This window comes from Micromonospora sp. CPCC 205739 (assembly GCF_036906795.1).
Lineage (GTDB): Bacteria > Actinomycetota > Actinomycetes > Mycobacteriales > Micromonosporaceae > Micromonospora.
In genome coordinates this window covers 47,726-63,402 of sequence record NZ_JBAKHS010000019.1, presented here as the reverse complement: position 1 = coordinate 63,402, position 15,677 = coordinate 47,726, and the positions used below count along the sequence as shown (strand labels likewise).

At 70.0% G+C, this 15,677-nt stretch carries 11 protein-coding genes and 1 pseudogene; 6 read left to right on the top strand and 6 right to left on the bottom strand.

Translation table 11 applies throughout. The features are described 5' to 3' along the window. Window positions 1-59: 59 nt before the first annotated feature. From V6U88_RS23645 to V6U88_RS23635, 3 genes are all read left to right on the top strand, one after another. Window positions 60-1,592 carry an amino acid permease gene (locus V6U88_RS23645; protein ID WP_334456237.1) on the top strand — a complete coding sequence of 511 codons (1,533 nt, stop codon included), beginning with the start codon at window positions 60-62 and terminating at the stop codon, window positions 1,590-1,592. A gap of 548 nt (window positions 1,593-2,140) precedes the next feature. Further along, window positions 2,141-2,344, top strand: a complete 204-nt coding sequence (locus V6U88_RS23640; protein ID WP_334456235.1) for a hypothetical protein — start codon at window positions 2,141-2,143, stop codon at window positions 2,342-2,344. Window positions 2,345-2,815: 471 nt separating this feature from the next. After that, complete coding sequence (locus V6U88_RS23635) at window positions 2,816-4,285, top strand: dihydrolipoyl dehydrogenase family protein (protein WP_334456233.1); 1,470 nt, start codon at window positions 2,816-2,818, stop codon at window positions 4,283-4,285. 278 nt (window positions 4,286-4,563) lie between these two features. Here V6U88_RS23635 and V6U88_RS30335 read toward each other — a convergent pair. From V6U88_RS30335 to V6U88_RS23610, 6 genes and pseudogenes are all read right to left on the bottom strand, one after another. Continuing rightward, window positions 4,564-4,768 (bottom strand): annotated as a pseudogene (locus V6U88_RS30335) (transposase); the annotation flags it as partial. 30 nt (window positions 4,769-4,798) lie between these two features. After that, window positions 4,799-5,791 (bottom strand): TIGR03842 family LLM class F420-dependent oxidoreductase, encoded by a 993-nt coding sequence (locus V6U88_RS23630; RefSeq protein ID WP_334456231.1) that lies wholly within the window; start codon window positions 5,789-5,791, stop codon window positions 4,799-4,801. 11 nt (window positions 5,792-5,802) lie between these two features. Next, window positions 5,803-7,206, bottom strand: a complete 1,404-nt coding sequence (gene hydA / locus V6U88_RS23625; protein ID WP_334456229.1) for a dihydropyrimidinase — start codon at window positions 7,204-7,206, stop codon at window positions 5,803-5,805. After that, complete coding sequence (locus tag V6U88_RS23620; RefSeq protein WP_334456227.1) at window positions 7,203-8,045, bottom strand: nitrilase-related carbon-nitrogen hydrolase; 843 nt, start codon at window positions 8,043-8,045, stop codon at window positions 7,203-7,205. The genes hydA and V6U88_RS23620 overlap by 4 nt, the downstream gene beginning before the upstream one ends. Then, window positions 8,042-9,598, bottom strand: a complete 1,557-nt coding sequence (locus tag V6U88_RS23615) for an NCS1 family nucleobase:cation symporter-1 (RefSeq protein WP_334456226.1) — start codon at window positions 9,596-9,598, stop codon at window positions 8,042-8,044. The genes V6U88_RS23620 and V6U88_RS23615 overlap by 4 nt, the downstream gene beginning before the upstream one ends. Window positions 9,599-9,834: 236 nt before the next feature. After that, window positions 9,835-11,439, bottom strand: coding sequence for a PucR family transcriptional regulator (locus V6U88_RS23610; protein WP_334456225.1), 1,605 nt, complete (start codon window positions 11,437-11,439; stop codon window positions 9,835-9,837). Window positions 11,440-11,564: 125 nt separating this feature from the next. Between V6U88_RS23610 and V6U88_RS23605 the strand changes: the two genes are divergently transcribed. The 3 genes from V6U88_RS23605 to V6U88_RS23595 all read left to right on the top strand — a co-directional run bounded on the left by V6U88_RS23605 (window position 11,565) and on the right by V6U88_RS23595 (window position 15,606). Continuing rightward, entirely contained in the window at window positions 11,565-12,854 is a 1,290-nt protein-coding gene (locus tag V6U88_RS23605) for an aspartate aminotransferase family protein (protein WP_334456224.1), read from the top strand. After that, on the top strand, window positions 12,851-14,341 hold the full coding sequence (locus V6U88_RS23600) for a CoA-acylating methylmalonate-semialdehyde dehydrogenase (RefSeq protein ID WP_334456223.1): 1,491 nt from the start codon (window positions 12,851-12,853) through the stop codon (window positions 14,339-14,341). Before V6U88_RS23605 ends, V6U88_RS23600 begins: the two co-directional genes overlap by 4 nt. Before the next feature lie 74 nt (window positions 14,342-14,415). Further along, complete coding sequence (locus V6U88_RS23595) at window positions 14,416-15,606, top strand: MFS transporter (RefSeq protein WP_334456222.1); 1,191 nt, start codon at window positions 14,416-14,418, stop codon at window positions 15,604-15,606. The last annotated feature ends 71 nt before the right edge of the window (window positions 15,607-15,677 follow it).

Genomic DNA, 15,677 nt, shown 5'->3' with positions numbered 1-15,677 from the left:
GTCCTGATTCGGGTCATTCGTGGGCGACATCAGGTCGGGGAGACGGTGAGGTGACTGTTGTGAGCCTCTTGCGCAGGAAATCGGTCGAGCAGTCGATGCGCGACACGGAGCAGCCGGAGCACCGGCTTCGCAAGGACCTCTCCGGCCTGGATCTGACCGTGTTCGGCATCGGGGTCATCATCGGTACCGGTATCTTCGTGCTGACCGGGGTGGCCGCGAACCAGACCGCCGGGCCGGCGGTCGCGCTCTCCTTCGTCGTGGCCGGTATCGCCTGCGCGCTGGCGGCGCTCTGCTACGCGGAGTTCGCGTCCACCGTGCCGGTCGCCGGCAGCGCCTACACCTATTCGTACGCGACGCTCGGCGAGCTGATCGCGTGGATCATCGGCTGGGACCTCATCCTGGAGTTCGTCCTCGCCGCCGCGGTGGTGGCCGTGGGCTGGTCGCAGTACCTCGCGTTGCTCCTGGAGACGCTCGGGGTGACGCTGCCGCCCGCCATCACCGGGGGCGAGGGCGGCGCGTTCAACCTGCCCGCCGCGTTGATCGTGTTGATCCTCACCGGGGTCCTGGTCGTCGGCATCAAGATCTCGTCGCGGCTGAATGCCGTGGTGGTCACCATCAAGGTGGCGGTGGTCCTCTTCGTGATCGTCGCCGGCCTCTTCTTCGTCAAGGGCGAGAACTACACGCCGTTCGTCCCGCCGGCCGAGCCGGCGGCGGCCGGTGCCGGCGCCGGTGCGACCCTGCTGGAGGCCGTCTTCGGGCAGGCCCCCGCCAACTTCGGGATCAGCGGCATCTTCGCCGCGGGTGCGCTGGTGTTCTTCGCGTTCATCGGCTTCGACATCGTGGCCACCGCGGCCGAGGAGACCCGGGTGCCGCATCGCGACGTGCCGCGCGGGATCCTCGGTTCGCTGGCGATCTGCACCACGCTCTACGTCGCCGTCTCACTGGTGGTGGTGGGCATGCAGAACTACGCCGAGCTTGACACGGAGGCGCCGCTGGCTGCGGCGTTCAAGGCCGTCGGGCAGCCGTTCATCGCCAACCTGATCACCCTCGGCGCGCTCGCCGGGCTGACCACGGTGGTCATGATCCTGATGCTCGGGCAGAGCCGGGTCGCGTTCGCCATGAGCCGTGACGGGTTGCTGCCGCGCTGGCTGGGGCGGGTGCATCCGCGCTTCGGCACCCCGCACCGCATCACCATCATCGTGGGTGTGGTGGTCGCCGTGCTCGCCGGGTTCATCCCGCTGGCGGAACTCGCGGAACTGGTCAACATCGGCACCCTGTTCGCGTTCGTCCTCGTCGCGGCGGCGGTCATCATCCTGCGCCGTACCCGGCCGGACCTGCCGCGCGGCTTCCGGGTGCCCTGGGGACCGGTGATTCCGGTTCTGGCGGTGGTCGCCTGCGTCGTGCTGATGCTGTTCCTCACCGTCGAGACCTGGCTGCGATTCTTCGCCTGGATGGCGGTCGGGATCGTCGTCTACTTCCTCTACGGCCGTCGTCGCAGTCGCCTCGCCCACGGCGGGCAGGAACCCCCACCGATGCCGGGCCAGCCGGACCTCGACACCGGTTTCGGCTCCGCGTCGCCCCCGCCGCGCTGACCGGCTGATCGTCCGGGGCGAGGACTCCCGGCGCGTACGCCGTCGGTCAAGGTTTCCCTCGCGAGCGGCTTGAGGTCCGAGGCCATCGTCGTGCGGTCCATGGCGATCATGTCAGCGAGGCTGCCGATGTCATGTCTCCGTGAGCACCGAGCTTCTGCCGGGTGCTGAACTGCGTCGCACGAAGACCGGACGAGGCCAGCGCCTTGTCTTGGATCGCGCCGAGGGGCCGCCTTGCGCAGCGCCAGGTTGTTGCACGGGTCGATGACTCTCGTCACCGCAGTACTCATCGTGGCCCTCCAGGCTTCCCCAACCCGGAGTAGGAGCAACTGCTCCCATGCGTGAAGGGGGCTCAGTCCGGACCGCCTGGCGATTCGCCAATAGGTGTACATCTAGGACGATATGCTTCAACTCCGCGACCGCAGAGGTGCCCTGACGGTCCGCTATGTGACCGAGGCGATGGAAGGACATCCCGTGGATCTGAAGCTCGAACTCATCATGCTGCCGGTATCCGACGTCGATCGGGCCAAGGCTTGCTACGAGGCGGCGGGGTGAGCGAGGTGTTCCACGATGCCGGCGGACTGATGTACCACGGCCACGACGGCGGAGACATCGTCCACCGCGCCGCCGGCCAGGCGCGGATCGCCGGCCCGCAACCCGCCCGTGCCGACTACGGCTCCTTCGCCACCTTCAGCGACCCGGACGGCAACGGCTGGGTACTCCAGGAGGTCAAGAAGCGGGCCCCCGGTCGCTGACACCACCTCAGTCGCCGAGGGCACGACGGGACCGGACCAGCCTACGTGGCGGCCGGCCCGCTCCGCCCTCGATGCGCATTGGGCCTCGTCGGCCGCGTCGCCGCGCAGCTCCCCGATATGAAGGACCAGTGCGTCGCAGGGCAGGACCAGGCACCGAGAGGCGGCTGCCGCCGGGGCGCCCTCCGCGGCCTGAGCGTGACCACAGCCATACGCCGTACGGTGGCGCGGCTGGGCCGACCGGGGACCAGGGCACAACGGCGTTCAGCCGAGATCCAGGCCAGGCTCACGGCCCTCCTCGGCGACCCGAGGCGCGACCTCGGGCACCATCGCCGGCATGCAACAGCGTCAGCGGGCGCTTCGGCGGCGAGCCGGCGTACCGCAGACACGACCAGGGCGCCTCGGCCCGGTAGCCCCGCTTCTGGCGGGAGCCGCGAGTTGCATGGAGTTTCAGACGCAGTGATGGAGGTGGCAGTGACGAACGAGGCACCCCGCACCTACGACGTGGTCGTCATCGGCGCTGGCCCGGTCGGCGAGAACGTCGCCGACCGGGCCAGCGCCGCCGGGCTCAGCACCGTGATCGTGGAGCGCGAACTGCTCGGCGGCGAGTGCTCGTACTGGGCCTGCGAGCCCAGCAAGGCGCTGCTGCGGCCGGTGCTGGCCCGCGCCGACGCCCGCCGCGTCCCCGGGCTGCGCCAGGCGGTGGCCGGGCCGCTGGACGTCGAGGCGGTCCTCGCGCACCGTGACAAGATGTCCGCGTATTGGAACGACGAGAACCAGGTCGAGTGGCTGGACGCGGTTTCCGTCGACCTGATACGCGGCCACGGCCGGCTCGACGGCCCCCGCCAGGTGGTGGTGCAGACCCCTGACGGCGACACCGTCCGGCTGAACGCACGGCACGCCGTCGCCATCTGCACCGGCACCAGCGCGGCCCTGCCCGACACACCCGGACTCGACACCGTACGACCCTGGACCAGCCGTGAGGCCACCAGCGCCGACCACGTACCAGGCCGTCTCGCGATCGTCGGCGGCGGCGTCGTGGCTGTCGAGATGGCAACCGCCTGGCAGGCGCTCGGCGCCCAGGTGACCATGCTGGTCCGCGGCGCCGCCGGACTGCTGCCGAGGATGGAGCCGTTCGCCGGCGAGTTGGTCGCGGACGGGCTTCGCGAAGCCGGCGTTGACATCCGGTTCGGGGCCTCGTTGACAGCCGTGGCCCGCGAGGACGGCGAGGTGCGGATGACGCTGGCCGACGGCGCAGAACTGGTCGCCGACGAGATCCTGTTCGCCACGGGCCGAGCCCCGCGGACGGCGGACCTCGGCCTGGAGACCGTCGGTCTCACCGCGGGCGACTGGCTGACCGTGGACGACACCGGCCGGGTGACCGCCGTCGCCGACGGCTGGCTCTACGCCGCCGGCGATGTCAACCACCGGGCACTGCTGACCCATCAGGGGAAGTACCAGGCCCGGATCGTCGGTGCCGCCATCGGCGCCCGCGCCAAGGGAGAGCCGGTCGACGACGCCAGGTGGGGCGCGCACGCCACGACCGCCGACGGCGCGGCGGTGCCGCAGGTCGTCTTCACCGATCCGGAGGTCGCGTCCGTCGGCCTGACCACGCGCGAGGCGGATCGGGCCGGACGCCGGGTCGAGGTGGTCGACTACGACATCGCACGCGTCGCGGGCGCGCACCAGTACGGCGAGGGCTATCGCGGCCAGGCCCGCATGCTGGTGGATGTGGACCGCGGCACGGTGGCGGGAGTCACCTTCGTCGGGCCCGGCGTTGGAGAACTGCTGCACTCGGCCACCGTCACGGTTGCAGGCGAAGTGCCGGTGGAACGGCTCTGGCATGCCGTGCCCGCGTTCCCGACGATCAGTGAGGTCTGGCTGAGGCTGCTGGAGACCTACCGGGGCCGGCAGCAGGATCAGATGCTGCCGGCGGAAGCCTGAGTTGTTGCCGGCTCTGTTCGACCGCGAGCATGTGTTGGTTGTCGACTTGGTGGCGCCACTGTGACCAGCGCAGACGGTGAGCGAGGTCGCGGATCGGCTGGATGATGAAGGTGTTGATCAGACGGCGGACTTCGTTGACGGTCAGCTTGATCAATTTGGTGTCGGTGGGATCGTCGGCTCCGTCGGTGGCGGCGTCAGCGGCGCAGATCGCCAGGACGGCGAGGGCGGCCAGGGCGAGGGTGGCGTGGCGGTGCCAGGAGTCCCAGCGGCGGACCTGGGATGTTCGAATCACCCGCCTGCCACTGGCCGGCCGATCAGCCGCCCCACGATGTCCCGCAGTGCCCGGCGGTGACTGCCGCCGCGTCATCACCCGGCGCCAACCGCACAGCCTCCAAACGGCGCGGCCCACGAACCAGGGCCCGACTCCAACGCCACGACCATCGACCACGGCCAGCCAGGGACCATGACGGTCTGGTCCGTGCCGCTGACACGTGCGGCGGCACGGCCGGCGCGTCAGACCTGCGTGATCACGTTCTTGCCGTACGAGGAGAGGGTCTTCTCCTTGTCGTCGTGCATGAGGTAGAGGGCGAAGTTGTGCACCCCGATCTCCTTGAGCTCCTGCAGCCGGTCGACGTGTGCCGCCTCGGGTCCGAGCAGGCAGAACCGGTCGACGATCTCGTCGGGGACGAAGTCGGTGGACGGATTGCCGGCGCGGCCGTGGTGGGCGTAGTCGTAGCCCGCGCGGCCCTTGATGTAGTCGGTGAGCGCCTTGGGTACGACCCCGGAGTCGCCGTAGCGGGCGACCAGGTCGGCCACGTGGTTGCCGACCATGCCGCCGAACCAGCGCAGCTGATCCCGTTGGTGCGCGAGGTTCGTGCCCACGTAGGCCGGGGCGGCCACGCACATCGTGATCGAGTCGGGATCTCGACCTGCGGCGGTGGCCGAATCGCGTACCGAGCCGATCGTCCAGCGGGCGATGTCGGGATCGGCCGTCTGCAGGATGAAGCCGTCGGCCTGCTCGCCGACCAGCCGCAGCGCTTTCGGGCCGTACGCGGCCATCCAGATCTCCAGCCTGCCGTCGCGCACCCACGGGATGCGCACCGGCGTGCCGTGGTGTTCGACCTCGTTGCCTTCGGCCAGCTCTTTGATCACGTGCATCGCTTCTTTCAGCGTGGCCAGGCTCGCCGGCGGCTGGCCGATGACCCGCCGGGCCGAGTCGCCGCGGCCGATCCCGCACACCGTCCGGTTGCCGAACATGTCGTTGAGCGTGGCGAAGAGCGACGCGGTGACCGACCAGTCGCGGGTGCTCGGGTTGGTCACCATCGGCCCGACCATCAGGTGCTTGGTCGCGGCGAGGACCTGCGAGTAGATGACGAACGGCTCCTGCCACAGCACGCAGGAGTCGAACGTCCACCCGTAGCGGAACCCGTTGTCCTCGGCGGCGGTGAGGCCGGCCACGACGTCGCGAGCCGGCGGGTCGGTCTGCAGTACGACACCGAAGTCCACCGCTTCTCCTTTCAGGCCAGGTACTGACTGAGATCGCGCTTCAGGAACCTGCCGTGCCCGGCGGCGCCGTGGAAGGCGTTGTCGTCGACCACGACTCGACCACGGGACAGCACGGTGGAGACCTTTCCGGTCAGCTCCATGCCCTCGTACGCGGAATAGTCGACGTTCATGTGGTGCGTGCTGGCCGATATGGTGTGCCGGGCCGTGGGGTCGTACACCGTGATGTCCGCGTCGGCGCCCGGCGCGATGACGCCCTTACGCGGGTAGAGGCCGAACATCCGGGCGGGCGTGGTCGAGCTGGTCTCCACCCAGCGCGGCAGGGTGATCTCGCCTTTCACGACGCCCTGATAGAGCAGGTCCATCCGGTGCTCGACGCCGGGCATCCCGTTCGGGATCTTGGAGAAGTCTCCCCGGCCTAGCTCCTTCTGCTCCTTGAAGCAGAAGGGGCAGTGGTCGGTGGAGACCAGCGACAGGTCGTTGGTGCGCAGGCCCCGCCACAGTTCCGCCTGGTGCTCCTTGGGGCGCAGCGGGGGAGAGGCGACGTACTTCGCGCCCTCGAAGCCGGGCCTGGCCAGATCCTCCAGCGACAGGAACAGGTACTGCGGGCAGGTCTCGGCGAACACGTTCTGCCCGGTGTCACGCGCCTGGGTGACCGCGTCCAGGGCGTGCGCGGCGGACAGGTGCACGATGTACAGCGGCGAGCCGGTGACCTTGGCCAGCGCGATGGCCCGCGAGGTGGCCTCGCCCTCCAGCTCGGGCGGCCGGGTCAGCCCGTGCTGCACCGGGTCCGTCTGACCGTTGGCCAGCGCCTGGAGGATGAGCTGGTCGATGGCGATGCCGTTCTCCGCGTGCATCATGATCATCGAGCCGGTGTCCCGGGCCTTCTGCATCGCCCGCAGGATCTCCCCGTCGGTGGCGTAGAAGACCCCCGGATAGGCCATGAACATCTTGAACGTGTTGACGCCCGCGCCGATGCAGGCCTCCATCTCCTTCAGCGACGTGTCGTTGACGTCCGACACGATCATGTGGAAGGCGTAGTCGATCGCGCAGTTGCCGTCGGCCTTGCTGTGCCACTTGTCCAGCGCGGACAGCAGGGACGTGCCCTTGCCCTGTACGGCGAAGTCGACGATGGTCGTCGTGCCGCCCCAGGCTGCGGCGATCGTCCCGGTCTCGAAATTGTCCGCCGAGAACGTGCCGCCGAACGGCATCTCCATGTGGGTGTGGCCGTCGATGCCGCCCGGCACCACGTACTTCCCGGCGGCGTCGATCACGCGCTCGGCACCGGACGCCCACTGCTCGGCCAGACCCGAGTCGGGCGCGGCGAGCGCCGCTATCCGCTCGCCCTCGACCAGCACGTCCGCCGGGTACGCCCCGGTGGCGTTGACGATCGTTCCGTTGCGGATGACGATGCTCACGGCGTCACCAGCGATCCGTACGTGTCGGGACGGCGGTCGCGGTAGAAGGCCCACAGGTCGCGGACCTCGGCCAGCTTGTCCATGTCGAGGTCGCGGACGACGACCTCCTCCTCGGTGTCCGAGGCGGCGTCGCCGACCAGCTGGCCCCGCGGGTCGACGAAGTAGGACTGGCCGTAGAAGTCGTTGTCGCCCAGCGGCTCCACACCGACCCGGTTGATGGTGCCGACGTAGTACTCGTTCGCCACCGCCGCCGCCGGCTGCTCCAGCCGCCACAGGTACTCCGACAGGCCGCGGCTGGTCGCCGACGGGTTGAAAACGATCTTCGCACCGGCCAGGCCGAGCGCCCGCCAGCCCTCGGGGAAGTGCCGCTCGTAACAGATGTAGACGCCGATGCGCCCCACGGCGGTGTCGAACACCGGATAGCCGAGGTTTCCCGGCCGGAAGTAGAACTTCTCCCAGAACCCCTTCACCTGCGGAATGTGGTTCTTCCGGTGCTTGCCGAGGTAGGTGCCGTCGGCGTCGATGACCGCGGCGGTGTTGTAGTAGACCCCGGGCTGCTCCTGCTCGTACATCGGCACGATCAGCACCACGCCGTGCTGCTCGGCGACCTCGCGCATCAGCGCGGTCGTCGGCCCGTCCGGGATGGCCTCCGTGTACGAGTAGTAGTCCGCGTCCTGGATCTGGCAGAAGTACGGGCCGTAGAACAACTCCTGCAGGCAGACCACCTGTGCGCCCTGCGAGGCGGCGCTGCGGATGGCCTCGACCGCTCCTGCGATCATCGACTCCTTGTCGCCGGTCCACTTCTGCTGCACCAGCCCGGCTCGGATGATGTTGCTCATTTCTCCTCCTTCGCGTGCGCGGTGCGCGGCATCGACAGCGCCAGGTAGACGAGGAACCCGGCGATCAGACCGACCACCCAGCTGTAGTCGTAGAGCGGCTTGAGGAACGGGATGAGCCCGTCGGACGGGAACGGCCCCTTGCCGGGTGCGGAGTAGGCGCCACCCACCGCGAGGACCGCGCCGACGACGGTGGCGACGATGGCGGCCCAGTTCCACCCGCCGGAGAACCAGTACCTGCCCTCGGGGCGGTAGAGGGCCGGCAGTTGGAGGCTGGTGCGGTAGCGGATCCAGTACCCGGCGATGAGTACGCCGGCGACCGCGCCGAGCAGGCCGCCGTAGAACCCGAGCCAGACGAAGATGTAGATGTTGGGGTCCTGCACGAGGCGCCACGGCTGGATCAGGATGCCGAGCACGCCGGTGATCAGGCCCCCGGTCCGGAAGCTCACCAGTCGGGGCGCGGCGTTGGAGAAGTCGTACGCCGGGCTGACGGTGTTCGCCGCGACGTTCACCGACAGCGTGGCGACCACGACGGTGAACAGGCCGAGCGCGACGACCAACGGGTTCTCGAACTTGGCCGCGAGCTGGATGGGGTCCCAGATCGCCTCACCGTAGATGACGGCCGTGCCCGAGGTGATCATGATCGACAGGATGGCGAAGAACGACATCGTGGTCGGCAGGCCGAGGATCTGGCCGTACGCCTGCTGCCGCTGACTGCCGCCGAACCGGGTGAAGTCGGGGATGTTCAGCGACAGCGTCGCCCAGAAGGCGATCATCCCCATCAGTGACGGCGCGAACAGCTTCCAGAAGTCGGCGCCCCAGCCCAGCTTCGACGGCTCGGACAGGATCGGGCCGAGCCCGCCCGCTTCGACCAGCACCCAGATCAGCAGGGCGACGGCGACCACGATGACGAACGGTGCGGCCCAGTTCTCGAAGCGCCGCAGGGTGTCCATGCCCCGCCAGATGATCGCCATCTCGATCGCCCAGAACAGGAAGAACGAGGCCCACAGCGTCCACGGGTAGTCCATCACCGTCGCCGCGTCGACCCACCAGGTGCCCAGCAGCTTGCCGGCGATCGCGTAGATCGCCTCGCCACCGATCCAGGTCTGGATGCCGAACCAGCCGCAGGCGATGAAGGCGCGGAGCAGGGCCGGGAGGTTCGCGCCGCGGACTCCGTAGAACGCGCGGGCGAAGACCGGGAAGGGGATCCCGTACTTCGTGCCCGCGTGGCTGTTCAACAGCATCGGGATCAGGACGAGCAGATTGCCCAGCGTGATCGTGAGGAATGCCTGCACCCAGTTCATGCCGAGCTGGATGAGCCCGGCGGCGAGCAGATAGGTGGGGATGTTGTGCGCCATGCCGATCCACAGCGCCGCGAAGTTGTACGTGTTCCAGGTGCGCTTCTCGATGGGGACCGGGGCGAGTTCGTCGTTGAAGTAGCGGCTGCCGGCGATCGTCGAGAAGTCACGCAGCTCGACTCGGCCATCCGGATGGGTGATCTGTGTGCCCGGCTCGGCCGCGGCGGTCTCGGCGGGGGGCAGGGGTTCAACGGCCATCGGTCACCTCCCTGTCACGCTGCCGCAACAGCGGCCGTCCAACCGGCGCGTGTTGCGGGTGTGGGCGGATCAGCACGATCGTTATCGGAATGGTGGGTGTCCCGGACCCGCCACGGGCAGCGGCAAAGTGTCCACGCTTGCCATGATCGGGGCACACTCTGTCCACGGGCACGCCCGCACGGAGGTGTCAATCGCCGCGGTGGATGGATTCGGCCTCCTGCCGGACCCTTGACCCGTCACGCCTCGTCGAGTTCGTGCACCAGCAGCGCCACGTACAACGACAACATCGACTCCGGGTCCTCCAGCGACACCCCGAGCACCTGCGCGATCCGCGACAGCTGCTGGTAGTAGGCCGTACGTGACAGGTGCGCCCCGGCGGCCGCCGCCGACTTGTTCCCGCCCTGCTCGCAGAAGCAGCGCAGCAGCTCCAGCAGCCGGCTGCCCTGGCTGTCATCGCGCGCCAACAGGGGTCCGAGCTCCCGGTGAGCGAAGGCCCGGACGCGCTCGTCCTCGCGCAGCAGGTGCAGCAGGCCGCGCAGTCGCACGTCGTCCAGCCGGTGGTAGAGCTGGGCGCCGCGGGAGCGGAGGGCGGCACCGGCGACGTGCGCGGCCTCACCGAGACTGCGCCGCACATCGGACACCTGCGACACCGTCGTGCCGACGGCCACCACCACGGCACCGGCCGCCGAGCGGTGCACTTCCCTGGCCAACCGCCGCAGGATCGCGTCGACCTCCGCCTGCGCCGGCAACGACAACAACGCGCGCACACTGGTGTCGTCCACGACGCCCACCAACGCCGGCACGCTCACCCGCCGCGCGGCCAACGCGGTGGCCTCCGCGAGGTCGCGCAACACCTCCTGCGTGGCCAGTGCGGGTGCGCGCGGGGTGATGCTTCCCGGGCGGATCGCCACCCCGACCAGCTTCCGCCGCTCCAGCGCAACGCCCAACGCGGCCGCCCGGGTCGTCAGATCAGCAGGGGGCAGGGCCTGGCCGAGCAGTTGCGCGAGCAGCATCCGGTGCGTCTGCCGCTCCAGGCTCTCCCGATCCCGCGCCACGAGCCGGTGCACCGCCAGTGCCGACGCGGCCCGCTCCGCGACCACCACGTGACGGTGCGGGGGAGGGGCCGGCGAGAGCAGCACCAGCCGGCCCCAGTCGGCGCCCTGCGCGCCGACCGCGGTGATCAGCCAGCCGGCTTCCTCGTCGTAGGCGGTCCGTTGGGACACCGCCACGGACCGGGATCGCTGCCCCCAGTCGGTCAGCAGCTCAATCGGGTCCTGCCCAGCCGCGTCGTACGCGAGCACGTCGTGCCCCAGCGTCTCCAGGACGACCGGCAGCCCGGAGATCCTCGCGACCTCGCGCAACACCTCGGCCGGCTCCGCCCCGGCGACCGTGAGCGTGGTGAACGTCTCGTGCACCTGCTCAGCCGCCCGCAGTTCGGCGAGCTGCGCGTCCACGATCAACGCCACGACCGCCTCCGTGACGGACACGAACTGGGTCTCCCGCGCCAGCGTGATCAACGGCAGCCCGTGTCGGTCCGCAGCCGCCACCAGCGCGTCGGGCACGTGGTCGCTCCAGCGCCGGACCAGCTCCACCACGAGCCCCGCCGCGCCGACCGCGGCCAGGTCGTCCACGTACGCCGTCAGTGCCGTGTCCTCGTCCGGCAGCGCGATGCCGGTGGTCAGCACGAGCTCGCCGCCGCGCAGCAGATGAGCGATGTCGGCGACCTCCGCCGCATGGACCCAGCGGACGGGCCGCTGCATGCCGGCGGACCCCGCGACGACGAGTGGCCGACCGCGCCGGATCACGGGCAGCGCCACCGCTTCTGCGACCGTCGGGTACATGCCGCCTCCCCTGCGACGGATGCACACAACGTAGCGCCATCGATGCCGACCCGTACAGGTTGTCGGTGGCGGCGAACCCTGGAGTCTCGGGACACTCGGCTGAGGTACGAGATACGGAGGACGCGATGGCGCATCGGGAGTTGCTGCATCGACACCGGTCCGTGCTGCCGAAGTGGCTGGCCCTCTACTACGAGGAGCCGATCGAGATCGCCGGCGCGCACGGTCGCCGGGTGACCGATCGCGAGGGCCGCACGTACCTCGACTTCTTCGGCGGCATCCTCACCAACTCGGTCGGCTACGACGTGGCCGAGATCAGCGACGCGGTCCGCTCGCAGATCGACACCGGCGTGCTGCACTCCTCGACGCTGTACCTGATCGAGTCGCAGGTCGAGCTCGCCGAGAAGATCGCGCAGCTGTCCGGGATCCCGGACGCGAAGGTGTTCTTCACGAACTCGGGTACGGAGGCCAATGAGACCGCGTTGATGCTCGCCACGCAGTACCGGCGCAGCGGGCAGGTGCTCGCGCTGCGCAACTCGTACCACGGGCGGGCGTTCGCCACCGTCGCGATCACCGGCATCCGCGGCTGGTCGGCCAGTGAGCTCAGCCCGATCAGGGTGAGCTGGGTGCACGGTGGCTACCGGTACCGCAGCCCCTTCAAGGACCTGTCGGACGCCGATTACGTCAAGGCGTGCGTCGCCGACCTGCGCGAGGTGATCGAGACCGCGACCGCCGGCGACGTGGCGTGCATGATCGTCGAGCCGATCCAGGGCGTGGGCGGCTTCGCCTCCCCGCCCGACGGCCTGTTCCGCGAGTTCAGGAAGGTGCTCGACGAGTACGGCATCCTGCTCCTCTCCGACGAGGTCCAGACCGGTTGGGGCCGTACCGGCGAGCACTTCTGGGGCATCCAGGCGCACGACGTCGTGCCGGACGCGATGACCTTCGCCAAGGGACTCGGCAACGGTCTGGCGATCGGCGGTGTCGTCGCGCGCGCGGAACTCATGGACTGCCTGCAGGCCAATTCGATCTCCACCTTCGGTGGCAACCCGATCTCCACCGCGGGGGCCCTCGCCACCCTCAACTACCTGATCGACCACGACCTGCAGGCGAACGCCGCGAAGCTGGGAAACCGCCTGCTCCATGGCCTTCGCTCGGTCGCCGCGACGCATCCGGTGGTCGGCGACGTACGCGGCAAGGGCCTGATGCTCGCCCTCGAGCTCGTCGGCCCGGCCGGCGAACCCCACCCCGCGGCCGCGACCGCCCTGTTGGAGGAGACGCGCAGTCGCGGACTGCTGGTCGGCAAGGGCGGCCTGCACGGCAACGTGATCCGGCTGGCGCCGCCGATGACGCTCACCGAGGACGAGGCCGACGAGGCGCTGGGCATCCTCGCCGAGGCAGTTGAGGCGGTGTCGGCATGAGGATCACGCACCGGATCGGCGGCAAGGCATGGACCGGCATCGCCCAGCGCATGGGTGACGTGTACGACCCTGCGACGGGTCAGGTCGGCGGGCAGGTCGATTTCGCCAGCGCCTCGGACGTCGACGAGGCGGTCAACGCCGCCCGCGAAGCCTTCTCCCGGTGGCGCAACGCCTCCCTCGCCCAACGGGCGAACGTGATGTTCTCGTTCCGCGAACTGCTCAACGCCCGGAAGTCCGACCTCGCCGAGATCATCACCGCCGAGCACGGGAAGGTGCTCTCCGACGCGGCGGGCGAGATACAGCGTGCGCTGGAGGCGGTGGAGTTCGCCTGCGGCATCCCGCAGTTGCTCAAGGGCGGGTTCAGCGAGAACGCCTCGACCCAGGTGGACGTGTACTCGATCCAGCAGCCGCTCGGCGTGGTCGGGGTGATCTCCCCGTTCAACTTCCCGGCGATGGTGCCGCTGTGGTTCGTGCCCAACGCCGTCGCCTGCGGCAACACCGTGGTGCTGAAGCCGAGCGAGAAGGACCCCTCCGCGGCGAATTTCCTGGCGGAGCTCTTCGCCGAGGCCGGGCTGCCGGATGGCGTGTTCAACGTCGTGCACGGCGACAAGGAGGCGGTCGACCGGATCCTCGAGCATCCGGAGATCAAGGCGGTCTCGTTCGTCGGGTCGACGCCGATCGCCCGGTACGTCTACGAGACCGGTACGCGCAACGGCAAGCGGGTGCAGGCGCTCGGCGGCGCGAAGAACCACATGGTCGTGCTGCCCGACGCCGACCTCGACCTCGCCGCGGACGCCGCCGTCTCGGCCGGTTTCGGCTCGGCCGGTGAGCGCTGCATGGCGATCTCCGTCGTCGTGGCGGTGGATCCGGTCGGCGATGAGCTGGTCGGCAAGATCAGCGAGCGGATCGCCGGACTGCATGTCGGCGACGGTCGCCGCCCGGGCTGCGAGATGGGACCGTTGGTCACCGGGGCGCACCGCGACCGGGTGCGGTCGTATCTCGACGCCGGCCGGACCGCGGGCGCGAAGCTGGTGGTCGACGGACGCGGTCATGCGATCGACGGTGACGACGCCGGCTTCTGGCTGGGGCCGACCCTCTTCGACCACGTCGACGTGGACATGTCCATCTACACGGACGAGATCTTCGGTCCGGTGCTTTCGGTGGTACGGGTCCCCAGCTACGACGCGGCGGTCGAAGTGGTGAACGCCAACCCGTACGGGAACGGCACCGCCATCTTCACCAACGACGGCGGCGCCGCGCGGCGGTACCAGCATGAGATCGAGGTCGGCATGGTCGGCGTCAATGTGGCGATCCCGGTTCCGGTCTCGTACTACTCGTTCGGGGGTTGGAAGGACTCACTGTTCGGTGACTCGCACGCGTACGGGCCGCACGGCGTGCACTTCTTCACCAGGGCCAAGGTGGTCACCAGCAGGTGGCTCGATCCGTCCCACGGCGGCGTGAACCTCGGCTTCCCACAGAACAGCTGAGCAGCTCGTCGGCAGACTGGGGCCGCTGGGCCGATCCACGCCCGGCCGGCTTGCCGGTCCGCCAGACTGCACGGGTGAGAGTCACCGCGCTCACCATCAGGTGGACGCCGTGGCGGTTCGTGACCGCCTTCGGCGTGGTCAGCCTGCTGTCGGACGTGGTGTACGAGGGCGCCCGGTCGGTCATCGGCCCCTATCTGGCCACCTTCGGCGCGTCCGCGACCGTCGTCGGGCTGGTCACCGGCGCCGGCGAGGCGACCGCCCTGGCCGGGCGGCTGGCCACCGGCCCCCTCGCGGACCGGACCCGCGCCTACTGGCCGCTCCTCCTGGTCGGCTATGCCGTGACCATGGTCGCCGTGCCCGCTCTCGGGCTGGCCACCGCGCTGTGGCTGGCTGCGGCGCTGTTCGTCGCGGAGCGCGCAGGCAAGGCGATCCGCGGCCCGGCGAGGGACGTCATGCTCTCGCACGCCGCTGCGGCAGTCGGCCGCGGCAAGGGCTTCGCCGTCCATGAGGCGCTCGACCAGGCCGGCGGCGTGGCGGGGCCGCTGCTGGTCGCCGCCGTACTGGCCGCGACCGCCCACAACTACCGGCCCGCGTTCCTCGCCCTGGCCGTACCCGCCGTGGCGGCGATGCTCCTGCTGCTGTGGCTACGCGCCGGCGTGCCCGACCCGCGTCGCTTCGAACCGGGCCCTCGACCCGGCGCGGCGCCCGCTGCGCCGGGCGGCCGGCTGCCCCGCGTGTTCTGGACCTATCTGGCGTTCACGGCGGTGACCACGGCCGGCTTCGCCACCTTCGGGGTGCTCAGCTTCCACCTCGCCACGCGGCACGTCGTACCGCTGGCGGTGATCCCGGTCGTGTACGCCGCCGCGATGGGCGTCGACGCGCTCGCCGCGCTGGCCTCCGGATGGCTGTACGACCGGGCCGGCGTCCGGGTACTGGCCGCGGTGCCCGTGCTGACCGCCCTGATCCCGCTGGCTGCCTTCACCACGACCCCGGCGATCGTGATCGCCGGGGTCCTGGCCTGGGGCGCGGTGCTCGGCATCCAGGAATCCACCATGCGGGCGACCATCGCCGACATCGTCCCCGCCGCGCGGCGGGGCACGGCGTACGGCATCTTCGCCGCCGGGTTGGGCGCGGCGACGCTGGTCGGCGGGCTGCTCACCGGCGCCCTCTACGACTACTCGATCACCGCGGTGATCGTCACCGTGGCCGGCATCCAGGCCGTCGCCCTGGCCCTGTTCCTTGCCATCGTTCGACCGGCGACCTGACGCCGGGTCCCGAGGGCCGGCGGCGGACGTCCGGCTGACCAGCCGCACCTTACCGCGTCTGGTACGGCCGA